8 protein-coding genes are annotated in these 26,638 nt (G+C 67.4%); all 8 read left to right on the top strand.

Going from position 1 to position 26,638, the window contains the following annotated elements:
• The 8 genes from JHN63_RS22325 to JHN63_RS22290 are packed head-to-tail and all read left to right on the top strand — an operon-like array spanning position 1 to position 26,545.
• Positions 1 to 1,824, top strand: a complete 1,824-nt coding sequence (locus tag JHN63_RS22325) for a hypothetical protein (RefSeq protein WP_200682961.1) — start codon at positions 1 to 3, stop codon at positions 1,822 to 1,824.
• The gene (locus JHN63_RS22320; protein ID WP_307781955.1) at positions 1,821 to 2,558 is read left to right on the top strand and encodes an alpha/beta fold hydrolase; all 738 of its coding nucleotides are present in this window, start codon (positions 1,821 to 1,823) and stop codon (positions 2,556 to 2,558) included. The genes JHN63_RS22325 and JHN63_RS22320 overlap by 4 nt, the downstream gene beginning before the upstream one ends.
• Positions 2,555 to 11,518, top strand: coding sequence for a non-ribosomal peptide synthetase (locus tag JHN63_RS22315; protein ID WP_200682957.1), 8,964 nt, complete (start codon positions 2,555 to 2,557; stop codon positions 11,516 to 11,518). Before JHN63_RS22320 ends, JHN63_RS22315 begins: the two co-directional genes overlap by 4 nt.
• Entirely contained in the window at positions 11,511 to 23,204 is an 11,694-nt protein-coding gene (locus JHN63_RS22310) for a non-ribosomal peptide synthetase (protein WP_200682949.1), read from the top strand. Before JHN63_RS22315 ends, JHN63_RS22310 begins: the two co-directional genes overlap by 8 nt.
• A complete protein-coding gene (locus tag JHN63_RS22305) occupies positions 23,201 to 24,247 on the top strand; it encodes a M14 family metallopeptidase (RefSeq protein WP_200682944.1) in 1,047 nt (348 codons plus the stop codon). The genes JHN63_RS22310 and JHN63_RS22305 overlap by 4 nt, the downstream gene beginning before the upstream one ends.
• Positions 24,244 to 25,038 carry a CmcI family methyltransferase gene (locus JHN63_RS22300; protein ID WP_200682927.1) on the top strand — a complete coding sequence of 265 codons (795 nt, stop codon included), beginning with the start codon at positions 24,244 to 24,246 and terminating at the stop codon, positions 25,036 to 25,038. The genes JHN63_RS22305 and JHN63_RS22300 overlap by 4 nt, the downstream gene beginning before the upstream one ends.
• On the top strand, positions 25,035 to 25,826 hold the full coding sequence (locus tag JHN63_RS22295) for a JmjC domain-containing protein (protein ID WP_200682925.1): 792 nt from the start codon (positions 25,035 to 25,037) through the stop codon (positions 25,824 to 25,826). Before JHN63_RS22300 ends, JHN63_RS22295 begins: the two co-directional genes overlap by 4 nt.
• Entirely contained in the window at positions 25,823 to 26,545 is a 723-nt protein-coding gene (locus tag JHN63_RS22290) for a 4'-phosphopantetheinyl transferase superfamily protein (RefSeq protein ID WP_200682915.1), read from the top strand. Before JHN63_RS22295 ends, JHN63_RS22290 begins: the two co-directional genes overlap by 4 nt.
• Positions 26,546 to 26,638 lie beyond the last annotated feature (93 nt).

The following is a 26,638-nucleotide window of genomic DNA, read 5'->3' as shown; positions in this document are numbered from 1 at the left end:
GTGAGCGCGACGCTTGCAATCGGGGGGCTCGGCGCCGATTCACATTCTGTCGGGCTGTTCGTGCTCAAACGCGCCTTGGTCGCAAGGGGATTTGAGATCCTCGACCTCGGGATCCAGAATGACTTTGAACGGTTCGCTGCCGTAGCAAACGACTGCGATGCGGTGCTCGTTTCAAACATGGATGGCCACGCAGAGCATTACCTGCACGAGGTGCCTGCTCTTCCAGGAAACTGTGTGTGGTATCTGGGCGGACATCCGACTCTCACCGGAGATACCGAGAAACTCCTTGCCCTCGGCTTCACCCGTGTCTACAGCACCTTCGTTGAGGTGGACGAAGTTGTCGCCGCGCTACGCGAAGACCTCGCCAGCCGCACTCCCCGTCGAGCAGGCAACGTGGCTCCGCCGAGCCGCCGCTCGGAGCCGATCGTTGAGGGCAGGGACGCGGTTCTCGCCCAATGGCCGACCGGCGAAGCCGCGCGGGACATCGAGGATAACGCTTGCGTGCTCGCAGGCCGACCATCGCTTGCGGAACTGCATGAAAGCTCTCCTCGCGTCTTGCTCCATCCTCGTTCCGGCGTGCGTGGACGCGGGGATCAGCAGCGTCTCTTCGCGCATCTCCATGCCGCCGGGGCCGACGTGCTGTCTTTCCAAGTCGACTCGCTGACCCGGGACGGACGCTACACGGAGGCGGAGCATGTTCTGTCCAACCAAGGGCAGTTGAACGGATTCCCAGTTGTGAATCACGGCGTCGAAATTCTTAGGCAGATCAGCGCGGAATGTCCTGTGCCTCTGCAGACGCGCCACAGCGCCCGGGATCCACGGCTGCTGGCCGAACTGAGTTATGCCGGCGGAGTGACCGCCTTCGAGGGTGGGGCGATCTGCTACAACATCCCCTACTACGCGGAACTCCCGCTCGCAGTGTCGATCGACCGGTGGAGGTATGTCGACCGGCTCACAGGCCGATACGCTGAGCTCGGTGTCATCCTCGACCGCGAGTTCTTCGGCACGCTGACTGCCACCCTCGTCCCACCGTGTGTGGCTATCACCACAAACCTGTTGGAGGGGCTGCTCGCGGTCGAGTCCGGTGTCCGTTCGGTGTCGCTGGCTTACGCCGAACAGGGTTGCCGTGCTCAGGACGTGGCCGCTGTTCGCGTCATGGGGTCGTTGGGCCGGGAACTGCTCGGAGCCGGGGGCGATGTGCGCGTCGCCACGGTATTTCACCAGTACATGGGCGCCTTCCCGACACACCCAGATGACGCCGAGGCATTGATCCAGGCATCCGCCCACACGGCAGCATTAGCCGGGGCAGACCGGGTAGTCGTGAAGACGCCTTGCGAGGCGACGCGTATCCCCGATGTCAGCGACAACGCGCGAGGACTGGCCCTGGCTGGCCAAGGACTGGCCCAAGCCGACAGTTCTTCGTACCTCTGGGACGAGGCAGAGGCGCAACGCATCGAGGCGTCGGTCCGTTCGCTCCTGCAGACCGTGCTCTCCCTCCGCCCGGGGGACGTGGGCGCCTGTGTCGAGCAAGCCTTCGCCCGCGGATACCTGGACGTGCCGTTCTCCCCGAGCAAGTTCAATGCCGGGCGGGTGATCACCGCGCGGGACCTCACTGGCGCCGTGCGCATTCTCGACTCTGGCGCCCTGCGACTGCCACCCGAGGTTATCGCCTTCGAGGCCGACCGCATGAAGGAACGTCTCGCGGTGGCCGGTGTCCCGCGTGCCGAGGCGTGGCGCCTTGTAGCCGAAGACGTGCTCCGCACGACTCGGGAGCGCACAACGTGGCCGCTTGATCTAGTGACCCGCCAACGGGAGGCAGGGTGACCCCGGATGTTTGGTTGCCGGCCGCGCCAACGACGACTGCGAGTCCAGCCAGGCGACTTCTGGTGCTACCTCACGCGGGCAGCGGCACAGCGGCCTGGTTCGGCTGGCAATCGCGTCTGCCTGGCGATGTCGAGCTACGCGTGGCACGACTGCCCGGACGCGAGACCCGGCTCGGTGAGTCCCCGCTGACGTCGGCAACAGAAGCGGTCGCCGCGTTGGCCGGGGCGCTTCGTGCGCTGCCGCCGCTACCGCTCGTGGTGTTCGGACACAGCCTGGGCGCGCTCCTCGCTTACGGCGTGTGCACCGCACTCCCCGGTATGGTCCGCGCGCTCGTGGTCTCGGGAGAGACCGCCCCGAGTAGGACTCGATCGCACGACGATCTCCTGCGTCTGCCCGATCGCGAGCTGGCGAAGGCAGTGAACCGGCGCTGGGGCGCCGTCCCCCCAGAGATCCTGAACGAGCCGGAGTTCCTTTCGATCTTCCTGCCTGCGCTCCGGGGTGATCTTGCGCTGGTTGACAGCTTCCCGACGCAAACGGGCGTTCCGCTCGACGTCCCCTTGTTCGTCTTCGCCGGTACTGATGACGACCTCGATGATGCTGGGCTCCACCGTTGGGCCAGCCACACACATGGCACAACGCGACTGTTCCGTCATCCCGGAGCACACATGGCGGTTCTGGAGGACCCGGCCGTCGCGGACCAGGTCTTAAGCACATGCCTCTGGAGGCTTTCGTGACGTTTCTGAACCAGGCCCGGGCTCACGCTGAGAACTGTCCCGATGCGCCTGCCGTCACCTTCATCGTCCCTGATTCCGAGCCACAGACCCTCGCCCGCGGCGAGCTCTTCCGCCGTGCGGGCAGCGTGGCCAGCCAGGTTCGTGCGGCGACATCCCCGGGTGATCGGGTCCTTGTGGCGCTGCCGACGAGCGAGGAACTCGTTGTGGCGCTCGTCGGAGTGCTCCTCGCCGGTCGCGTCGCGGTTCCGGCCCCGGCCAATCCCGGGACGCGTACTGGAGCTCGCCTACAGCAGATCGCCAAGGATGCTGGAACCACGCTCTCTTTCAGTCGGAACTCGATCCCCGGCGCGGTACTCCCGGACCTGGAGCGAGAACCCGACTTGCGTGTTGAGCCCGCGGACCTCGCGGTGCTGCAGTACACCTCCGGCTCGACATCTGACCCGAAGGGTGTCTGTGTCCGCACCGCGAATATCGACGCGAACCTCACCGTCATACAGCGGGCCTTCGACCAGCACGAGACCGATGTGGTCGCCGGGTGGCTCCCCCTGTTTCACGACATGGGCCTGGTTGGCACTCTCCTCCATCCCCTGCGCATGGGCCTGCATACCGTCTTGATGGCCCCCGAGCATTTTGTGCGCCACCCGGACGCGTGGCTTCGAGCGATCTCCGACTTCGGCGTCACCACAAGCGGAGGCCCCGACTTCGGCTACGCCTGGTGCGCCGACAGGGTGGACCCAGAACGGCTCGAAGGCATAGACCTCAGCCGGTGGCGAGTAGCCTTCACCGGCTCGGAACCGATCTCAGCCCGAACCCTTGAACGCTTTCCCCGCGCCTTCGCCGACCTCGGCTTCCGGACCGAGGCATTCACCCCCTGCTACGGCCTTGCAGAATCGACTCTGCTCGTTTCCTCATCCCCGGTCGGCGCACCACCCCGGGTGACTGAACTCGGCGTGAGTTGTGGTCACCCAGTGGAGGAGGTCGTGATCGTGGACCACGACGGTTCTCCAGTCGAGGGCACTGGGGAGATTTGGGTCCGCGGGCCGAGCGTCGCGAGCGGATACCACGGGCAGGTGGGGAACGAGAACTTCAATCTGCGCACGGATGATGGCCGGGACAACTGGTTGCGCACTGGCGATCTCGGGATCCTCCACGACGGCGAGCTCTACATCCGGGGACGCTTGAAGGATCTCGTGATCCTCCGCGGCGAGAACCACCACCCGCACGACCTCGAAGCGATCGCACACGAGGTGGACGGAGTCATCGCTGCGTGCGCGTTCTCCACAGCCGGAGAACCCGAGCGGCTCGTGCTCGCGCTCGAAGCGCGCGGCACTGCACACGATATCGTCGAGCAGGTGCGAAGGGCGTTCCGACTGGCCCTCGCCTTCGAGCCCGACGAGTTGGTCATCCTTCGGGGGCGGGCGCTGCCGCGAACTACGAGCGGAAAGCTCCAGCGGGGAGCGTGCCGGGAGGCATGGGAGGCCCGAGACCTTCCCGCAGCCCATCGGTGGATCGCTCGTAGCGGACCGGCACCTGCGAGCGTGGAAGAGACAACGCTGGCAGAGTTGTGGCACGACCTCCTCGGCGTCCGTGTCGAATCCACGGACGCGAGCTTCTTCGCGACAGGCGGCGCGAGCGTCCTGGCCGTCGAGCTGTCAGCGCGGATCTCCGAACGGATGGGCGTCCATGTGTCCCCGGTCGAACTGCTCGCTGCAGGCACGCTCAAAGGCCAGGCTGAGGCCATCGTGCGAGCACCACGCGCGGCGATAGCCGGTCCCGATCCGGACGAGGCCCCGCTCTCGCTCCAACAAGAAGGCCTCTGGCTGCTCGCGCAGATGTCCCCGTCCGGACTGCCGCCGGTCTCAATCACCCTCGGCGTGCCCCCAGGCGCCGACGTCGAGGCCGCGATCACCACGCTCGTTCACCGGCACCCCGGACTCGCCACTCTCGGCCCTGACGCTCACGGCCGCCAACGCCGAGTGCCATGGGTCATCGCGGAAGGACGCCCCGACCTTGAGGAGGGTCGGCCGTTCACGGTGAGGCGTGGGAACGAACATGTCGAGCTGGCGTGGGATCACCGTGTAGTCGACGGTTGGTCGGTGCGCGTCCTGATTGAGGAACTGGACGCCCTCCTGGCCGGCCGCCCACTGCCGCCGCCCCCTCCTTCGGCCTTGGCCTGGGCGACAGAGCAACGGAAGGCGCTGGACGCAGGTGACGACGCCGACGACCTCGCCTTCTGGCGGGCGCGGCCGCTGCACGCCAGCGTGGAACTGCCATGGGGAGACCCCGGAGCGACCGGAGCAGGGCTCACTACGCGATGCATCACCGACGCGGACGCGCTCAAGCGGCGCGCACAGGAACTCGACACCACGGTGGCCGCCCTCGTGCTCGCTGCGGTGGCCGTCGTCCTGGGGCGCCAAAGCGGACAGCACGAGGTGTCTGTCGGCGTGCCCTTCGCGAACCGGACGCCCCCGTGGACGCGCACTGTGGGCTGCCTCGTCTCCGTCCAGCGAGCCCTCGCGCGGCTGGAGGACGAGACCACAGGCGCCGAACTGGTGCGGCAGATCACACAGGAGCTCCAGGACCTGCGAGAGCGTGCCTCCGTTCCGCTCGAGTCGCTACAGGCCCGCCTCGGGCTGCCGCGCTCCGCCGCACAGGTTGACGTCGTATTCGACCACCTCGAGGTGCCCTCGCGGGTCGGCGGCCTCACGGTCCGTGAGACCTCCGTCGAGCAATGCCCGGAGGAGGCCAAGGTGCCCCTCACGATCACGGCTATCGAGGACGAGGGCCTGCGCCTCGTGCTGCTCCGGCAACGCTCGTTCATGGACGACGAAGCCGCAGAGGAGTTCGCCGACCAGTTGGAGCTCGCCCTCGGCGAGCTCACGCGGGCACCTCAGTCTCCCTGTCTTGCCTGGTCATTGCGTACCGCCCGGGCCGATCGTCGCCTGCCGCTCTCGCGGGACCCACTGCCGATCCCGGACGTGTCATCCGTCCCCGACACCGTCATGGCCATTGATCCGGACAGGCTGGCCATCCGGAGCGGTCAGACGGCCTGGACCTACGGCCAGCTCCACGCCCGTGCCCTGCAGGTGGCGGGCACACTGCAAACCGCTGGTGTACGCCCCGGCGATGTCGTCGGGGTGCTCGGCAGTGCCAGCTTCGACACCGTCGCGGCCGCGCTTGGCACGATGGTCGCGGGCGGAGTCGTGCTCCATCTGGATCGTCGGCTCCCACCCGGCCGACTCACGCTGATGGTGCGTGAGGCGGAGGCCCGGGTGGTGGTGAGAGCGGAAGGCCACCATCCGCGCGACACCGAACTCGGCACGATCGTCGAGATCGGGGTCGACGTGGGCTATCTGGTCCCAGTCAGCCCCGGAGCGCCCGCATACATCGTCTTCAGCACCGGTTCAACCAGCACCCCAAAGGCGATCGTCGGTACACACCGGGGTATCGCACACTTTCTCGGCTGGCAGCGGCAGGAGTTCGAAGTCGGCGGTGAGGATCGATTCGTCCTTCTGACCAACCTCGCCTTCGACATGGCCCTTCGCGACATATGGCTGCCGTTGACCGCGGGTGGTGTCCTCCACCTGCTCGACGACCCCGCCGACTTGGGCGGTGACAACGTGGTGCCCCTCCTCGCGGCGCAGGGGGTGACCCGGCTCCACCTCGTACCGACGCTGGCACGCAGCTGGCTAGCAACGACGGCACAGACTCCGTTGCCCGCCCTGCGCAACGTCTTCTTCGCCGGCGAACCGCTGAGCGACACCCTCGTCACCCGCTTCCGCGAACACTTCCCGGGTGATTACGAAGTGCTGAACTTCTACGGCCCGTCGGAGACTACCCAGACCAAGATCTTCTTCCGCGTTCCGGAGGCCCCGGAGCCGGGGGTGCAGCCGATCGGACGCCCCCTCCCGCAGACGGCGATCACCCTCCTCAACGGGGCAGGTGTCCCGTGCGGGCTGGGTGAACCAGGCGAGATCGTCATCAGAACACCATTCGCCACTAATGGATACGCCAACGAGCCCGCCGCACAGGCGGAACGCTTCGTACCCGATCCGCTGGGAAGCAACCAGACGGCCTACCGATCCGGTGATCTCGGCCGGATGCGCCTCGATGGAGTGATCGAGATACTCGGGCGAGGCGACCGCCAAGTGAAGGTGCACGGCGTGGCCGTGGATCCCGCCGAGGTGGCCGACCTGCTGTCCGGCCTCCCTGGGGTAAGCCAGGCCGCGGTCCGCGCAGAGTCCTCAACCGACGCCGACCACTGCCTCGTCGCATGGTTCGTCGCCGACCGGCCATGGAGTTCGTTGCGCGAAGAGCTCGCCGACCGCCTCCCCGCCGCCCTTATACCCGAGCGCGCGATGGCCTGCGCCACGCTTCCCGTCCACCCGAACGGCAAGGTGGACCTCCGCGCTCTTCCCGCGCTCGCGGACGAGGTGTCGGTAACCGCTGAACCTCCGAAGGACGCTCTGGAGACCGCCGTCCTCGAAGCGTGGCGCACTACGCTCGGCCAGCCAGAGCTGGACATGAACGCGGACTTTTTCCTCCACGGCGGACATTCACTCAAAGCCCTCGAGCTCGCCGCCACGCTCAAGCGTGCGCTCGGACGCAACGTGCCCCTGACGGAGATTCTCCAATCCAGGACGCCACGAGAGCTGGCGAGCCGACGGCTCTCATCTGCGGACGAGTCCAGTGTGGCGGTGCCGGCGCTGGTCCACGCTCCGGACGACGCGTACGAGCCGTTCCCCATGACCCCGGTACAAGAGGCGTACTGGGTCGGGCGCCAAGACTTCCTGGAGCTCGGCGGCGCCGCAGCCCAGACGTACCGGGAGCTGCGCTGCGCCCCCGACCTGGATCTGCCCCGCCTGGAACGTGCGTTCCAGCTCCTCGTGGAACGGCATCCGTCTCTGCGCACCTTGGCGACCGAGGACGGCCGTCAGCACGTGCTTCGTCAGGCACCGCCGTTCCAGATCGTCGCCCAGGACCTGCGCGACGATCCCGATCCGGAGGCCAGGGTGCGCGCATGGCGGCGTGAGATGGGACACCGGGTCCGCCCGCTCGAAGAGTGGCCGCTCATCGAGGTCCGAGCGAGCATCCTGCCGCAGGAGGTCCGGCTGCACGTCGGGCTCGACGCCTGGGTGTGCGACGCGTGGTCACGAGTGCTTCTCATCGACGAGCTCAGGGAGCTCTACGACGAGCCCTCACGCGAACTAGCCCCGCTCGGACTCACCTTTCGTGACTACGTGCTGAGCGTCGAGGGAGCGCCGAAGGACGCCGACCTGGATTGGTGGCGTGCCGAACTCGACAACCTACCCACGGCCCCCCGGCTCCCGCTCGCGCAGCGCACGGGCGCCGGTTTCACGCGGCGTCACGGGCGATTGGACGCCGAGGAATGGTCAGTCTTCCAGCGCCACGCGGGTACCTCAGGTGTCACCCCTTCCGCCGCGCTGCTCGCCGCCTTCGGCTGGGTGCTCGCGCGATGGAGCGCCGAGGACAGGCTGGCACTGAACGTCACCGTCTTCCGCCGGCTGCCGATCCACCCCGACGTGGGGCATCTCCTGGGTGACTTCACATCTGTACTCCCGCACACTATGAACGCCCGGTGGGACAACTTCCACGGCCACGCGCGCGATGTTCAGGCACGGCTCTGGCAGGAGTTGGCGCACGGTTCGGTGTCGGGGGTACATCTCACCCGTGAGTTGGCGCGGCGAAATGGCCGACTCGACGCCGTCGGGCTACCCGTCGTATTCACCAGCGCACTCACGACCCCTGACCTCGGGCGCGAGTTCGACTGGTCGTGGCTCGGTGAGCTGGTACACGGAATCTCCCAGACACCTCAAGTATGGCTCGATCTGCAGGTCTACGAGCACCGGGGCGAACTGCACTACAACTGGGACGCTGTCGAGGAGATGTTCGAGCCAGGCGTACTCGACGCGCTCTTTGAAGCGTGGTGCGGCGTCCTTCGCGCCTTGGTGGAGGAACCATGGGAGGAATCCGCGCCCGACCTCCTGCCTGAGACACAGCGTCTCCTCCAGGACCGAACCAATGCCACCGATGCGCCGGTTGTCTCCGAGACGCTTGTTGACGGGGTGCTTACCGCGCTCGCGCGCACACCCGATGCCCCCGCCGTCATCGACGGGGACCGCATACTCAGCTTTGCGCAGCTCGTAGAGGAGGCGGAGGCGGTCGCCGCCGTTGTTCTCGACAAACAGGTGCCGCGCGGCGGGCTGGTGGCGATCGTCGTGCCGCACGGATGGCGACAAGCCGTCGCCGCACTAGGCGTCCTTCTCGCGGGCGCGGCGTACGTACCGGTTGAGGCATCTCAGCCCGCGGAGCGCATCCAGCGCATCCTTGCCGAGGCGGCTCCCGCGTGCGTGCTACAGGTGGGCGGCTCATGGCCCGATGGGATCGACCTCGAACACCTCTCCACTGCACGCCGACGTCGTCTGCCACGGGCGCATGACACGGCCTACGTCATCTACACCTCCGGGTCTACAGGACGGCCGAAGGGAGTCGTGATCCGCCACGAGGCGGCGGTTAACACGCTGGTCGACATCGGCCAGCGGATGGCCTTCGACTCCACGGACCGCGCCCTGGCGCTCTCTCACCTCGCGTTCGACCTATCAGTGTGGGACCTGTTCGGAACCTGGCGGGTGGGCGCCGCCGTGGTTTACCCCGCCGACCGCAACGACCCGGCGGCCTGGGCAAGTGCGGCCCACACCCACGAGGTGCGGGTCTGGAACTCCGTACCGGCACTCGCACAGATGCTTGCCGATGCTCTGGAGGCCGACCCCGACCTCCCAGTGCCCGAGCTGCGGACATTCATGCTCTCCGGGGACTGGATCCCGTTGCCGCTGCCCAAGCGCCTACGCGCCATCGCTCCAGAAGCAACGGTGTGGTCCCTCGGCGGTGCCACCGAGGCATCGATATGGTCGATCGCCTACCGGATCCGAGAGGTCGATGAGGGCTGGAAGAGCATCCCCTACGGACGTCCTCTCGCGAACCAGACGGTCGAGGTGCTCGACGACCGACTGCGCCCCTGTCCAGTCCACGTGACGGGTCGGCTGTTCATCGGCGGACGCGGCCTCGCGGACGGGTACTGGCGAGACACGGCACGTACCGCTGAACGATTCATGGACCGCGAGGGTGAGCGGTTGTATGACACCGGGGACCTTGGTCGATGGCTTCCCGACGGCAATATCGAGATCCTCGGCAGGGCCGACACCCAGGTGAAGATCCGAGGCTACCGAGTCGAGCTAGGAGAGATCGAGCACACACTGGAGGCCCTGCCCGGTGTCGAACGCGCGGCGGTCATCGTTACCGGCGACCCGCAGGGAGACCGGCGGCTGGTGGGCTTTGTCGTACCGTGCACAGACGGCGTGTCCGAGGAGGCGCTACGCCGTGACCTGTCCGAAAAGCTCCCTGATCACATGGTCCCGCACGCCTGGGCACTAGTGGACGCGCTGCCACTGTCGGCGAACGGCAAAGTCGATCGCGCCGCGCTCGAGACCCGCATCCCCGCGGCACCGCCGCTGTCGCCGCCGTCGCTCACCCCGGCCGACTCGCATGTGCTCGCCCAGGCATGGGCCGAAGTGCTCGGCGCCCCACCGGCTGGGCCGACCGCGAACTTCTTTGCCGCCGGCGGCGACTCGGTCACCTGGCTGCGGGTTTGCGCCCAGGTCTCGCGGACAGGGTGGCGGCTTCCGGCGGCCGCGATCGCGCAGGAAGCGACATTCGAGTCCCTGTGTACCCACCTGAGCCCACCCGCCATGCCCTCGCCTGTGGCCGAAGGACCCACGCCACCAGCGCCGATGCGTACCTGGCTAGAGTCCCGCGGGCTGCCTACCCACTTCAACCAAGGCGTGCTGTTGCGGCTACTCCGTCCTCTCGACACGGAGGCACTTGACAAGGCGCTCGCCGCGGTCGTCGAGTCGCACCCCACACTCGGCGCGACACTAGACGGCGGCCGTGGTGGCCATGTGCTGGAACACGGGGACGAGATCGAAACGGCGTGTCGGGGCTTCGACGCCGCCGGCGCGCTGTTCCGCGCAACCGTGCTACCTGGCCATCTCCTCCTGTGTGCGCACCACACTGTCGTAGACGCACAGTCCTGGCGGGTGATCGTCGGCGATATTGAGGAAGCCCTCGACGCCTTCGAGTCCGACCGCGAGCCTGCGCTAGCACCTGAGTCCACCGCCTACTCGACGTGGTGCCGCGCAGTTGCCGAACTTCCCGTCCCGGCAACGGTCCCCCCAATTCCCTCGGCGGCGGCAACCGGCACCGAGCGGGACACGCGTGTCACCAAGCAGGCCCTGGTCCCCGGAACCGAGCGTCTGCGGGCCGCGCTTGACAGGCTCCGATGCACCGAGGAAGAAATGCTCGTCGCCGCCGCCGCGTGGGCCAACGGCAGTGTCACCAATCGCTGGGACGTCGAAGTGGAGCGCCACGGGCGAATGCTCGGCGCGCTCGATCTCGGCCGTACGGTCGGCTGGCTCACAGCACTGATACCCCTAGCACTTGAAGCAGGTTCGCCCACGGACGTTCTGGTCCAAGTGAAGACGCACCTGCGTGACCTGCTTGAAGGAGGACTAGCACTGGCCGCGGCCTACGCCCGTACCGGCCATTCGGCAGCCCTGGTCATCAATCCACTCGGGGTCCTAGGCGACGAAGCGTCGTCCCGGTTCGAACTCGTCCGAGACCCCGAGCTCCAGCTGCGCGACCCTGGCTTCCCTCGTGCCAACGAGCGGCGCGTCACCCTCTACACCATCGCAGGCACGCTTCAGGCTGAGTTGAACCACCGCGACGACGCCAGTGAGTGGTTGAAGGCTCTCGAAACCGCTCTGGATGAATTCCTCGAAGCACCAGGAATTACCGCAGCCAGCGCGGTCGACTTCCCGCAAAGCGGGCTCCCCGATGACGAGCTCCGTGCGCTACTTGCTGATCTGGAGTCCACAGATGACTAAGGTCGAAGACGTTCATGGCCTCACGCCTCTGCAGCAGGCCATGCTGGTCCGGGCGGTACTCGAACCGGAGACCAGCGCCTACGTCGAGCAGTTGCGTATCGAGCTCGGCGCCTCCCCGGATCCTGCCGCCTTGCGCCAGGCATGGCTCGACCTCTGTACCCGCCACCCGGCGCTGAGGAGCTCCTTCCACCACGCTGGACTCTCCGAGCCTCAGCAAGTGGTCTACCGCGAGTGCGAGTTGCCTTGGCACGTGGAGGACTGGCGCGACCAGCCGGAGGTGGACATCGACGCGATTGCCCAGGCGGAGCGCGCCCAGGGCTTCGATCTCGGACGTCCGCCGCTGTTCCGGCTCGTGCTTGTCCTGCTGCCCGACTCCGCCGTACTCATCTGGACCTTTCACCATCTCCTGCTTGACGGCTGGAGCCTTGGCAGGGTGTTGGTGGAGATCGATCTCGGCTACCGTGCGGCCCGCGACGGGACCAACAGCACTCTGCCGCCGACTGCGCCGTTTCGCAACTTCGTTAGATGGCTGCGCGCCGTCGACCCCGCTCCCGCTCGCGAGTACTGGCAGGCGAGATTGGCCGGAACTGTCGCCACGCCGGTCAACGGAGAATCCGGCGGGACGGGCGGCGAATGCCAGGTCACCCTGGGCACCGCGGCAGCGGAACGGATCCACGCGGCCTGTCAATCCCGCGCAATCACTCTCGGAACCCTGGCTACGGCGGCTTGGGCCGCATGCCTCGCGGAGCCGGGCGGCGCCCAGGACGTCACGTTCACCTCGCTGTTCTCGGGTCGCCCCGCCGAGCTGCACGGAGTCGACGAGATGGTCGGCATGCTCGTCAATACCATCGCCACACGCGTCCGGTTCGAGCCGGGGGAGACCGTTCACGCGCTGCTCAAGCGTGTCCAGGAGGACCTGATCCTGGACCGTCGGCACGGCTGGTCGCCGCTCGACGAGGTGTCACGCGCAGCGGGCCTGTCTTCGCCAGACTCCGTACTCGTGGTTGAGAACTATCCCCTGGACCAGGCGGTAATCAGCGACTCCCCACTCAAGGTGAGATCCATCGAGGTCCACGAGCAGGCGGACGTTCCGCTCGTGGTCGCGATCGTTCCAACTGATGACATCGAACTACGGCTGGCGGCGCCGCCCGGGGGGCTTACCGCCTCCGCGCTGAACGGACTCGGAGAGCGGTTGGCGGGGTGGCTTCACGCGCTGGCAGAGGGGATGGACGAGGACGTTGCCGAACTCCTCGGACGCCGCGAACGCCGCGAACAAGAGCGCCTGCGCAATCGGTTCCCGCAATTCCTGCCACGTGCCAACAGCCTCGTGGAGGCTGTCCTGGCAGCAGGCCCCACCGTGATCGACGGTGACGAACGTTGGACCCCGGACCGGATCCTGGCCGAGGCCGAACGTTTCGCGTTCGCGGCTCACGGGACACCTCCCGGCCCGGTCGCACTCGTCGCGGACACCCAGGCGCGGACCATCGCACAGATGCTCGGATGCCTGCGGGCGGGGCGGACATACGTACCGCTCGAACGTTCCGATCCGCGCCATGTGGACCGTGTGGTGCACGCAGGTGCCCGGTCGGTCCAGGACGAGGCACCGCCGGCGAACGCGCTGCCCCCGCTGCCGGCGCCCGATACCACGGCCTATCTGCTGTATACCTCCGGCACCACCGGCACCCCGAAGGCTGTAGTGCAGACCCACGAAGGGGTCTACGCGCACGCTCTTCGGTTTGCGGCCTCCATCGGGCTCGAGCCCTCTGACCGGCTTTGCATGACCGCTTCGTTCGCTTTCGACGCGGCGGTGATGGATATCTACGCCACCTCGATCGTCGGGGCGACGCTCCTGATCGGTTCCCCCAAACGCCATGGGCTGCAGACTCTGCGCGATGATGTCCTCTCTCAGGCTACGGTCTTGCACACCACCCCCAGCCTGTTCCGTCTCCTCGCCTCCGAGGGTCTGCCCAGCCAACTACGAGCCGTAGTCCTAGGCGGGGAAGCCGCGCTTCCATCAGACCTTGAACTCTTCACGAAGACCGCGCCCACGGGCTGTGTGCTCATAAACGGCTTCGGGCCCAGCGAGAGCACGACGGGACTGCAGTGGTTCGCGGAGCGAGGCGGTCGACTTCCCAGCGTCCCAATCGGTCTACCGGTCGCAGAGACCGACGTGTGGCTATGCGACGACGACGGGGAGCGGGCCGACGGGCCGTGGTCACAGGGCGAAATCGTGCTCGCCAGCAACGCCGTCGCCCGCGGCTACCACGGGGACTCCGGCATCGACACACGTTTCGGGGAGGACGAAGGCCGCTGGTTCTACCGCACAGGCGATCTCGGCCGACGTCGGCCCTCCGGATGTATAGACATCGTTGGACGTGCGGACGACCAGGTGCAAATCGGAGGTGTCAGGGTCGAACCCGCAGAGGTCCGCGCCGTGCTCGCCGACCAACCTGGCGTGGTTGCCGCGGAAGTCCTTACTGCAAGGGAAGGCACCGACGTCCGCCTCCACGCCTGGGTGAGCCCCACAGGGCTCGACGCCGACGCGCTGCTCGGCGCCCTTGCCACCCGGCTCCCACCAGCGTTCGTTCCAAGCCGCCTTGAAATACTCGAACATCTGCCGCTCCTCGCGAACGGAAAGGTCGATCGCGCGACTCTGCGGGCAAGCGTGAGAGACCCGGCCCAATCTCTCGCCATACCGGGCTTCGACGACCTGTCCGATCCAGTACTCAAGACCGTTCTGGAAACCTTCGCAGAGGTCGTCGGCAAGGCCGTGGTCCCCGACCGCAGCCTGTTCGACTTCGGCGCGAACTCACTGGACGCGTTGCGGGTGGCCGGCCGCCTCGAGAAGCGGCTGTCCCGCCGTGTGCCGCTCCAGGTGCTCTTCGATCACCCCACCCCACGCGCACTGGTCACAGCCCTCACTACGACGCCCCGCAGCGAGCCCGTGGCTTCTGTCCCCCGCGCCAAGCGGCACTGGCAGGCGCGCGGTGCCTCCGCGCCAGCCGCCCGTTCCGACGGCGGGCTGCCGTCGCTCAGCCTGTTCTTCTTCTCCGGCCGAGGCGACGATCCCGCACAGAGCTACCAACTCCTCCTTGACGCGTCGCTCCGCGCGGACGAACTCGGGCTGGAGGCCGTCTGGACACCCGAGCGCCATTTCGATGACTTCGGCGGTCCCTACCCGAACCCGTCAGTCATCGCCTCGTACCTCGCTGGTCGAACAAAGAACCTCCGGCTCAGGGCAGGGAGCGTGGTCCTGCCCCTCCATACCCCGGTTCGTGTTGCCGAAGAGTGGGCCGCCGTAGACCAACTCTCGGGAGGCCGGGTGGACCTGGCCATCGCCTCCGGCTGGCACCGCCGTGACTTCGTGCTGGCCCGCGGCAGGTACGGCGACCGCAAAGCCCGGTTGCTTGAGCAGATCGAACTCCTGCGCAGACTTTGGGAGGGCGAGGCCGTCGAGTTCTCGGACGCCGAGGGGGAGAGCGCCGCCGTACGGACCTGGCCGCGCCCGGTCCAAGCGCAGCTGCCGCTGTGGTTGACCTCGCAGGCGCCTGAGACATTCGAGCTCGCGGGACACAGCGGATTCAACGTCCTCACAAATCTCAACTACAAGTCCATGGAGGAACTCTCCGAGCGGGTCGCCCGGTATCGACGCGCCCGTGGTACCCAACCGGGCGGGCGGGTCACGGTGATGACCCACGCGCTCGTCGGCAAGGACGAGGCCGAAACACGTGCGGCGGCCGTGGAGGCCTACGCCGAGTACGCCCTGAGTAACCTCGTCCTGCAGCAGGCTCACGCTCGTGGCGCGGACCAGGCGCTGCGGCCGTCGGAATCGGACGCCCGCGCGCTTGCCCTCCGGTCGGCCGAGCAGATGATCGAGGGCGGTGGTCTCGTCGGTGGGCTGGATCGGTGCCGTGATCGGCTTCTTGAGCTGCGCGCAGCCGGAGCCGACGAGGTAGCGTGCTTGATCGACTTCGGTGCGCCCACTGAGCGTGTGCTCGAAGGGGTGGAGCTGCTCGGGGAGCTCGCCGAGACGACCGTGCGTCGACAGGCGGCACGGGTAGCCATACTGCCCGCGGCACCGCTTCAGGCCCAGCTCTGGGTGCTCGACAACCTCACCGATGCGTCGGGCACATGGATGATCCCCACACTCGTCCGGCTGGAAGGCGCGCTCGACACGGCATTGCTGAAGTCCCGGCTCGCCGGACTGTGTGCACGGCACGAGGCGCTGCGCACATCCCTTGAAGAACAGGACGGGCGGGTCGTCCAGGTCGTGTGGGAAAACCGCACCGCTGACCTTGAGATACGGCCGGTCACGAGCGAGGCTGAAGCCCTTCGCCAGGCCCGTGAGGTGCTCGACGAGGGTCTCGACCTGCGGAAGGCTCCTCTGCTGCGTGCGGTGCTGTTCGCCGTGGACCCAACCCACCATGTATTGCTTCTCGCGTGCCACCACGCGATCGCCGACGGAAGCTCCACTGTCACCCTTGCCCGCGAGTTGTTCGACGGGGTTCCCAGCGATCGGCCACTCCAGCTTGGGGACTGGTCGGCATGGATGGAGAAGCGTGTACAGCGGGGGGACCTCGAAACGCAGGAACGCTGGTGGGACGACGCCCTGGCTGACCTGCCCCCGCGGCTGCGGCTCGGCAGCGGTGTCCCTGACGGGCGCCGCGCTGTCCACTCGATTCCGCTCGGCCAGGCCGTCGAGCCTGCGCTGCGCGCTACCTGCCAGACCTCCGGGACGACGCCCTTCGAAGTTGTACTGACAGCCTTCGCACAGGCTGTCGCCCGAGTAACTGGCAGCGATGACTTCCTCGTTGGACTCCACCACGCGAACCGCGACCGACCCGAACTGGAAGGCGTCGTCGGCCCCCTGGTGAACCTGCTCCCATTCCGGGTGCGCCTTCCCGCGGACGGTGTCCTCAGCAAGGTCCGAGACCAGGTGCGTGCAGCACTCGCGCACCACGAGGTGCCCTACGCCCGCCTTGTGGCCCGGCACGCCACCGAGCACCGAGCAGGCGCAGATCCGCTCATCGACGCGGCCCTGCTCTACCAGAACCTGCCCGATGTGGCCTCCGAGGAACCCGTCCGGTGGACGCGCCTCGAACTTGAGGGTGGCCAAGCACGCTTCCCGCTCACACTCATCGCGACCGAGCGCCGCGACCGTATTGAGCTGCAACTCGACCTCGACGAGGGCTTGTTCACGGCGGAAGAAGTGGTGCGGCTTGCGACTGCTGTGAGGGAGAGTCTGCACAACCTCACGGGTCTTGCGGCACAGGCCCCCGCACGCGTCGAACCTGAGCCGGCGGTGCGCTCGCTCGGCCCTCATCTGCTGGCCGCGTTCGTGGAGCACGCCGGGCAGCACCCGTCGGACACCGCCGTCGTGGGGCATGACGGGAGCCTCACCAGGTCCGAGCTCCTCAAGGCGGCGCGGCGGCTCGCCGGGGCGATCCGGGCGCGCGTCCCAGCCGGGACCCGCATCGGCGTACAGGTAGAGCCCGGCTGTGCCAGTCTCGTGGCGGTCTACGGCGTGCTGCTCGCCGACTGCACCGTAGTCCCGCTCGACGCACGCAATCCTGCGTCCCGACGTCGCCTCGAATTGCAACTGGCCGAGGTGGAACTTGCGATAGCCGACGTAGACCTGGAAGTGCCCCGGCTATCCCCGATGCAGACTGGCCCCGAGTGGTACGAGGAGCCCTCCGGAAAGAAGCTCGCCTACATCATCTTCACGTCAGGCTCCACAGGCATGCCCAAACCGGTCGCCGTTGGGCACGACAGCGTGCGCGCACTCATCGGGTGGGCGCGTACCGCGTTCTCCGAGGATGAACTCACAGGTGCCCTGCTGACGGCATCGATCCGCTTCGACATGTCTGTATTCGGACTGTATGTGCCTTTGGCTGGGCCGGGCTCCGTGGTGGTGGTCCGTGATCTGGCGGCACTCGTCGAAGCACCCCCTCCCGCGCCCGTCCATCTCATCTACACCGTTCCCTCCGCGCTGCGCACCGTGCTGAGCGCCGGGTCCCTCCCGAGTACCGTGCGCACGGTGAATCTCGGCGGCGAAGCCCTTCCCGCTGACCTGCTCGCGGCCCTCCTGAAGCAGGTAGGGCGAGTGTGCAACCTCTACGGCCCGACAGAAAGCACGTCGAACGCCTTCTTCGAGGAGTACACCGCGCCGACAGAGCCCACTATCGGCCGCCCCATCACGGGGACCGGGGCCTGGATCCGCAGGATCTCCGACGGGGCCTGCGCTGAGATCGGTGAGATCGGCGAACTGGTCCTCACCGGCGCTGGGCTGGCCCATGGCTACCTCGGCACCCCCGACGATCCTGCGTTCACCGCCGAGGGATACCAAACGGGAGACCGCGCTCGACTGCTGCCCGACGGGTGCTTCGACTATCTGGGGCGTCTGGACGACCAGGTCAAGGTTCGGGGGCATCGTGTGCAACTCGCCGAGATCGACGCACACCTGTCGTCGCTCACGGGCGTCAGCGCGGGCGCCTCACGCCTCGACCGTGACCTCATCGAGGCCTGGCTTGTGCCCACTGCCCAATGCCAGCGTGCTTCCCAGGCCGCAACCCGGCAGGCCGAAGAATGGGCGGCCGAACTCGCCCGTACTCTCCCGGCTTTCCTGTTGCCGTCACGATGGATCACCGTGCCGAGCCTGCCGCTCACCACGAACGGGAAGCTCGACAGGAAGGAACTCGGCGCGATCGAGTGGTCCGCGCTCCCGGAGGCGGCCATCGCCCACCCGGCACAGGCTGAACTAGCCGCTGTGTGGGAGGAGGTACTGGGCGTGCCTATACCAGGCGCTGACGCCGACTTCTTCGCCTTGGGCGGTCACTCACTCCTGGCGATCACCCTGTGCCGGCGGATCGAGGACCGGCTACAAGTGCACGTACCGCTGCGCACTCTCTTCGACAACTCTTCCGTCGCGGCGCTCGAGGTGGCGCTACGGGACGCCGAGCCCACCCGCCAGGACGCCGCCGTGCTTGTCGCGGACCCCACGGCGGCAGAGGAACCCTTCCCGCTCACCGAACTCCAACAGGCGTACTGGGTCGGCGGGCGCGACGACATGACTCTGGGCAGTGTCGGAACGCAGGGGTACGTGGAGTTCGAGACCACGATTCCGGTCGACCAGATGGCCAAGGCATTCCGTACGCTCGTTCAACGCCATGACATGCTCCGCGCGGTGTTCGACTCCGACGGCCGCCAACGGGTCCTGGCCGACCCGGGAGAGTTCCCGATCGTGGTCGAGGACCTCCGTGGTGCCCCCGAGTCCGAACTCGCGTCCCGCCGCGAGGAACGTTCCCATCACCGTCCGGACCCGGCGAGATGGCCACTGGTGCGCGTCTGGGTGTCGCGGTTGGCGGACCGCTCCAGGGTCCATGTGAGTATGCCGGCGCTCATCGCTGACGCGCACAGCGTGTACCTCCTCACCCGCGAGTTGACGGCGCTCATCGAAGGACGCGCGCTGCCGTCGGCAGGCCCGGCATATCGGGACTTGGCGCTAGCCCTGACTCAGCGTGACCGAACGCAGGACGATGCCGAGTTCGCCTCCCGTGCCCCGGCCTTCCCAGCCGGTCCCTTGCTGCCCTTGGCCGTCAATCCCGAACAGCTCGACTCCGTGCGCTTCAGCCGCCGCGAGGTGCGACTCGAGGCAGCGACGTGGCGCGCAGTGCGGGACGCAGGCGCGGCCCACGGCCTCACTCCAGCCGGCACGCTGCTCTCGGTGTTCGGGTGGGTGCTCGGGGCGTGGGCCGAGGACCCGAACTTTGCCCTCGGCGTCACGTTCTTCGACAGGCCTCCGCTGCACCCTGACGTGGATCGGGTGGTGGGCGACTTCACCAGCGCCCGGCTCGTCGAAATGGAACCCGCGGATGACCTCGGGCGCTTCGCGACCACCGTGCAGAGGCGATTGTGGGAGGCACTGGACGGTCACGCCTTCGACGCCGTGCGCTGCGTGCGCACTCTGCGCCGCCTAGGCCGACCACACTCCTTCCCCATCGTCTTCACCAGCACGCTCGGACTCCAGGCGCCGACCAGCAGCAGTCTGGGGGAGGTGGTGTACGCCCTGACCCAGACCTCGCAGGTGTGGCTCGACCACAAGGTTCGCGAGGAGGACGGCGCGCTGGTCAGCACTTGGGACTTCGTGGAAGGACTGTTCCGACCAGGCGTTGTCGAGGCCATGATGGAACGCTTCGAGGCCACATTGCGGGGACTTCCCCACGGCGGGTGGTCGGCGACAGCTCCCGGCCTCCCAGCCAAACAGCAGGAGGCACGGCGCGAATACTGCAACACCTCCTGGACCCAGTCAGGTCCCTCGCTGCTTCACAAGACGATCCTCGCGGACCCTGCGTCCGATGCGCTTGCTCTGATGACCCCTGAGGGCCAGCAGGTCACCCGACGCGAACTCGCTGCCGCTGCGGGTGCGGTGGCACACCGTCTGCTCGACGACGAGCTCCGCGTCGGAGACGTGGTGGCCGTCGAGTCGCACCACGGATGGCGACAAGCCGCAGCAGCACTCGGAGTGCTCGCAGCGGGCGGAGTATTCGTGCCGATCGATCCCGCCTGGCCGCAGCGCCGGATCGATGCTGTCCTCGACACCGCAGGGGCCCGTCGGGCAGTCGCGCCCGACGGCTGGGGAGCGGCCCTACGGCACATCCCGCTCTCAGACGATGACCGGGCCGCAGCCATCACGCCGCTGCCGATGCGTGCCCGCCCGGAGGACCTCGCGTACGTTCTATTCACCTCCGGTTCAACAGGCAGGCCCAAGGGCGTCGAGATCTCTCACGCCGCAGCCATGAACACCCTGGCGGACATCGCCGACCGCTTCGCGCTAAACGGGGATCGTGTTCTGGGCCTGGCAGGCCTGCATTTCGACCTCTCCATCTTCGACCTGTTCGGCAGCTGGCTGACCGGTGGCGCCGTCATCCACCCGGAGTTTCCCCGTGACCCGGCCAGCTGGGTGGAACGGATAACCAGCGATAGCGTCAGCGTATGGAACAGCGTTCCCGCCCTCGCGGAGATGCTCGTCGACCACCTGGAGGCCACCGGCCAGCCGCTGCCCGGGCTCCGGCTGGCATTGCTGTCGGGGGACTGGATCCCGGTGACACTCGCGGACCGGCTACGCGCGGTCGCCCCAGAGTGCCGAGTGGTGAGCCTCGGCGGCGCCACCGAGGGCTCAATCTGGTCCATCGCGCATGAGATCGAGGGGCATGACCCGGCCTGGCCGAGCGTGCCCTACGGGCGCCCACTCCGAAACCAGGGCATGCACGTGCTCGACGCCCACCGCAACCCACGCCCGGACTGGGCGACAGGCGAGATCCACATCTCAGGCCGTGGCGTCGCGCAGGGTTACCGGGGGGACCCCGCTCGCACGTCCGCCGCCTTCTGGAACGACCCGCGGACAGGAGAGCGTTTCTACGCGACAGGCGACCTCGGGCGGTTCCGACCGAACGGAACCATCGAGTTCCTTGGCCGTCGGGACGGTCAGGTCAAGGTCCGAGGCCACCGCATAGAACTCGGCGAGATCGAAGCCGCCACACTCGAGCACCCCGCCGTGCGCCAGGCGGTGGTCACAGCACCGAACGGACCGTCGGGGCAACGGCAACTCGTCGCATACGTGGTGGGAACACTCGACGAGGCTGCCGTCCTTTCCCATCTGACGGAGCGTCTGCCTGAGGCTCACATACCCCGGCAAATCCACATCGTGAACGCCATCGCCCTCACCGCGAACGGCAAGATCGACCGCGCTGCACTGGAGACCTCGCCGGCTGCCCCCGCCGCACCCGCCTCGGACGCGTTGCTCACCCTGTTCCGCGAAGTCCTAGAGCAACCGGATGCCGGATTCGACGACGACTTCTTCGCACTCGGCGGCGACAGCGTGCTGGCCATCCGGATGCTCTCGCTCGTCGAGGCGAGATTCGGTCAACGCCTCCCGGTCCGCCAGGTGTTCGCGAACCCCACTCCACGCGGCCTGTCGGCCCTTCTGGCAGCCGAACCCGCCGCACCCACAGCGACTTTGGATCCGGAGCTCCGGAACCAGGCGAAGGAACGGCAAGGAAAACGTGACCTCGACGGTCCGGCCCGAACTCTGCCGCCAGCCGCACCACCTGAGCCGTTGCGGTCTCGACGAAGCCATCGCGAATTCGCCTCCGAGCCGCTGGCCGTGGACGCGATCGAGCGGCTGCTGTCGCTCCTCATCACTCAAGACGGAAATCGTCTTCACCCGTCGGCCGGTGGAGCGCACGGGGTGCAGGCATATCTCCAAGTGGCGGATGGGAAAGCGGACGGACTTGACGGCAGCTGGTACCTCGATGGCCAGGCCGGGCGAGTCGTGCGCGTGTCTGACGCGCCCTGGGATCCCGCAACCGCGGATGTGCCCCCCAACCAGACACTTGCCCGCGGCGCCGCCTTCGCGGTGGTACTCGTGGCGGATCTCGACACTCTCGAACCCCTCTACGGAGACCGGGCCGAACATCTCGCCACGCTTGAGGCCGGATACATAGGCCAGCTGCTCGCTGGTGAGGCAGCGTCGTTCGACCTCGCACTCTGCCCAGTAGGAGCGGTCGACGAGGCGCGACTCGACGCGGCACTCGCGCTCGGCCCACGGCGACGGGTACTGCACGCGCTCCTCGGAGGGCGTCCGCTGACATCACGGGTCCGAGCCGACGCTGTCTGGTCGGGGACTCCCACCCAGCCTCGACCGGGACCGGTGCTCCTCACCGGCGCGACCGGTCACCTGGGTTCGGCGCTGCTCGCGGAGCTTGTCCGGCGGGGGCACGAGGTCCACTGTCTGCTTCGTGGCGACGCCGAGGCCCGCCTCGCCGCACTGCTGCAAGCGGGAGGCATCGAGCACTATGCGGACCGGGTCTTCGCCTGCGCCGGAGACCTCCACTCGGTCAGTCAGAATGGGAACAGGCATTTCGGCACAGTCGTCCACGCAGCCGCAGACGTGTCCTTCGTCAAGGACTACACCACGCTCGCGGCCACGAACGTCGAGGGCACCCGGCGGGTCCTGGACCTGTGCGCTGACGGCGCGGTGCTCCACTACATCTCCAGCCTTTCCGTCTTCAGCGAGTACGGCCGCGAATCGCTGCCCGAGCAGACACCGCTCCCGGCGAATCCCCCCGTCCGGGGCGGCTATGCCCAAAGCAAATGGGCCTCGGAGGAACTGGTGCGGTCGTTCGTCGCGCGCGGCGGCCAAGCCCACATCCACAGGCTCGCGCTCGTGCTCGATCCCCGCTCAGAGACGGAGGACTATGTCAGCGCGCTCGTCCGTGGATGCCGTGCGACCGGGGCCTTCCCGGACGTCGATGTCGACCTGCCCGTGATTCGGCGGAGCGTTGCCGCGGCCGCCATCGCCGCGTCCGTGGGAATGCCACCTCGCACCTGGCATCTGCAGGAGGACGTGGCGCCCACGATCCGGCAACTCGCAGCTGCGAACGGTGCCCTAGAGGCGCTACCCCCGGATCAGTGGCTGAGCCGCGTGGAGGTAGCAGTCGCCCGCGATCCCGCGCATCCACTGGCACCGTACGTCGACCTCCTCCGAGCATCCCGTAGCAACGGGGCGCTCGATCCGGCCGGCCCGCGCGGGGGCCGACTGGACGGGCTGGAGAGCTGGCGTCTTCTCGCGGAAGCCGGTGTCGAGCCCGGCACCGACCTTGCGGTACTACTCCGGGAGCTCATGTGAACTGGTTGTACGGCTGGGAAGAGGCGAGCGACGCGTTTCGTACGCTGGCGCAACGGCACGGCGAGATCGAACGGATCCCGCACGGAGGGCAAGGGCCTGCCGGGGAGAGGCTCAGCATCGACGTGGCCCTCCTCGGACCTGCTCAGGCCGAGCGATGCGTCATCGTGTCGTCGGGCCTCCACGGTGTCGAGGGAGTGGCTGGCTCCGCGATTCAGCGGGCGTGGCTCGAACAGGCCCACGACTCCTCCACACGAGTTGTCCTGATCCACCTACTCAACCCGTTCGGCTTCGCGTGGCAGCGCCGCGTCGATGAAGACAACATCGATCTAAACCGCAACTTCCTGCTCGCGGACGAGGCGTTCTCGGGGGCACCTCCGGGCTGGGCGGACGTCGTTCCATGGCTCGTTCCCCGCCGCCCAGCCAGCCGCTGGGATCCGCTGCTGCCGAAGGCCCTGTTCGCGTTGGCGCGGATGGGACGAAAGGCGCTCTTCCAGGCCATCAGCGGCGGCCAGTACGAGACCTCGCAAGGACTGTTCTACGGCGGCGCCGGTCCAGCCTCGCTCCAAGAGCAGCTCCGCGAGGGCCTGCCTCGGTGGACGAGGGGCGCGAGAGAGGTGCTCCACCTTGACATCCATACAGGTCTGGGTACGAGCGGTGAGCTGCAACTCCTTCTGCCGCGGCGGCAGGGCACGCCCGAAGCTGACGCGCTGGTGGAGCGGTTCGGCCCGGATGCCCGACCGGCGCTTGACACCGTGCGGCACTACCGGGTTCGGGGAGGGCTCGGCTCCTGGTGCGAGACCCTTCTGCCGGACCGTACCTACACACTCTGTGGGGCCGAGTTCGGCACCGTTTCCGCGCTTGAGGTGGTCGCGGCGCTCCACCAGGAGAACCGGGCGTGGTTCTGGGGGCAGCGCGACGATCCCCAGTCTGTGTGGGCACGGACCCGCCTCGCCCACGCGTTTGCTCCGACTGCTGAGGTGTGGCGTCGGCGCGTCCTCGACCGGGGTGTCCATCTCATCAATCAAGCAGCGGAGTCAGAATGACGATCGACGAACTACTACACGGAACGCGCGCCCGGATAGACGGCGAGCAGCAGGGGATCCCGACGTACTACGACAGACGGGTGCTCCGACAGGCAGAGGAGACTGACCCGGAATGGCGGGCTCGTCTGGAGCGACACATCGTTGCGCGGGAAGACGGGCGCTTCGTCCCATGGGCAGTGCGGGCGACTGTTGACGTGACTGGCCTGGATCGACACCGCAGGAGCGAGATCCCGGACGACGTTCTGATCATGAGCCAGGGAACGGGCGGACCGACACTATGGCGGGGGCGCGGCCTCTTCAAGAGCGTCTTTGATTTCGCTCTGGTCCCGATGCTGCTTGCGGAACTCCGCCCCGCGACCATCCTCGAGGTGGGCTCCGGCAATGGTGCGAGCGCCATGTGGATGGCCGACATCGCCGAGCTTTACGGGTTCGACTGCCGGACCTTGTCGGTCGACCATTGCCCTGTCTCAGCCGCACGATCATCGGTGGATTTCATCACCGGGGACGCGCGCGACCTCGCGGGGCTCCTGCCTTCCGGAGCGTTGGCGCAAGGTCCGCGCCTAGTCGTGGAGGACGCGCATGTCGGCGTTCGTGAGGTGCTCGAATACGTCCATGGCTGGCTGGAGGAAGGGGACTACATCGTCGTGGAGGACAGCGTCGGCAAAGCGTCGCATCTGGAGGAGTTCACCGACGCGCATCCAGGTGTCTATGCAGTGGATACGCGTTACACCGATTTCTTCGGCCGCAACGCGACAAGTTGTGTCGACTCGATTCTGCGGAGGATGGCATGACACTTCTCGATGCCATCTTCCCGGCCGGAATTGCTTTCCCCGCGGACGAGCCGGTGCGGGCCTCGATCCCAGAGCTTGAGCAGCTCCTCACCTGGGCCGACCTCGAACGCATCCTTGCCACTTCGTGCTTCGAAGGACCTGGCAGCGCCACAATCCAAAGGGACTTGGCCCTCCCGGACCCTGGCATGAGCCGCGTCTGTGTACTCACGAACGGTGAATCCATTTGGCGCGCCCCACGACGAACCGAGTCAGCCGAACTGCGACAACGCCTCGCCGGAGCCACACTCCGCGTCGAAGCCCTCGAAGAAGCCCACCCACCACTCGCCGAACTGGCTGCCACGCTCTCGCGTCCCGCAGCCCCCGTCTACATTAACGCGTACGCCGCCTGGGGCGACTCTCAAGGACTCGCACTCCACTACGACTACACCGACAACCTCGTACTCCAGTTGCAAGGACGCAAGCACTGGAAGATCTACCGCCCCACACGCCCTGCTGTACGTGGACCCGAATCCACCGCCTACAAGGAAGGAATCCAGGCAGCTGCCCGAGGCGATTCCACAGGAACACCGGATGAACTGCAACGAGTGCGTGCTGGACTGTTCTGGGAAGGTGAACTCACGGCCGGCGAGGCCCTTTACGTCCCGCCCGGCTGGTTCCACGAAGTCACCCCCGTAGGTGTCCCTACTCTCCACCTTGCCTGCGCCTTCTCGGCCGCCGCAGGAGAACCAAGCCTTGTACCGCCCGCTATCCACCTCCCCGACGAACTGCGAGCACCAGAACAATCGTGACCACGTCGACGCTCTTCGAGCCGCTGCTGCCCTCCTGCGTCCTAGTGGCGGAGATGGACCCGCGCGACGGTCTCATCTCCGCGCTCGCTCCCGCGGAGCGGGGCGCGATCGCCGACGCTGTACCCCATCGTCAGCGGGAGTTCGCCGCCGGCAGACAGCTTGCGCATCGCTTGATCGGGGAACTCGGACTGGCTTCGGGCGCCATCCTTTCGCATGCCGATCGATCACCGGCCTGGCCTGCTGGCATCGTCGGATCGATCACTCACTGCCCAAACCGAATAGCCGTGACGGTCGCCCGAGCAACCGACGTCGAGGGAATCGGGATCGATATCGAGCCAAGCACGCCACTTCCAGACGGTCTTGAGCCCCTGGTCCTCGCCACGGAGGAGTCACGAAGATTCACGGGATTGTCGGCTGAGGAGCGGGCACTTCGTAGTCGGTGGGTGTTCTCTGCGAAGGAGGCAACCTATAAAGCGATCTATCCGCTGACGGGAAAGGTCCTGGAATTCGCCGACCTCGTGGTGTCCTGGGAAGCCGGGGGCTTCGTGGCCGTTCTCCGGTGCGCAGCACCGCCGTTCCGGTTGGGAACGCGGTTCGTGGGGCGCTGCGCGGTGGAGGATGGGTACATCGCCACCGTCGTAGTTATCGAGCGGGGCCAAGGGGCGGCCGCAACTGTGCGAGGCGGCGCCACCTCCGCGCGTGCGCTTCTACACGGCTGAGGCCACGCCGAACTTCGGGTCGCTGACGAGCAGAGCACGCGATATCCAATGAGCGGTGTGCATCGTGAAGTCGCAGGTCGCGGGTCTGGTGTG

The sequence above is a fragment of the Streptomyces sp. MBT65 genome (assembly GCF_016612545.1).
Lineage (GTDB): Bacteria > Actinomycetota > Actinomycetes > Streptomycetales > Streptomycetaceae > Streptomyces.
This window is presented reverse-complemented; position numbering and strand designations above follow the sequence as displayed.

What these genes read in the sequence shown, in the direction of transcription:
- JHN63_RS22310 (WP_200682949.1), top strand. Translation starts at nt 11,511, where the DNA reads ATGACTAAGGTCGAAGACGTTCATGGCCTCACGCCTCTGCAGCAGGCC.
- JHN63_RS22300 (WP_200682927.1), top strand. Translation starts at nt 24,244, where the DNA reads ATGACGATCGACGAACTACTACACGGAACGCGCGCCCGGATAGACGGC.
- JHN63_RS22295 (WP_200682925.1), top strand. Translation starts at nt 25,035, where the DNA reads ATGACACTTCTCGATGCCATCTTCCCGGCCGGAATTGCTTTCCCCGCG.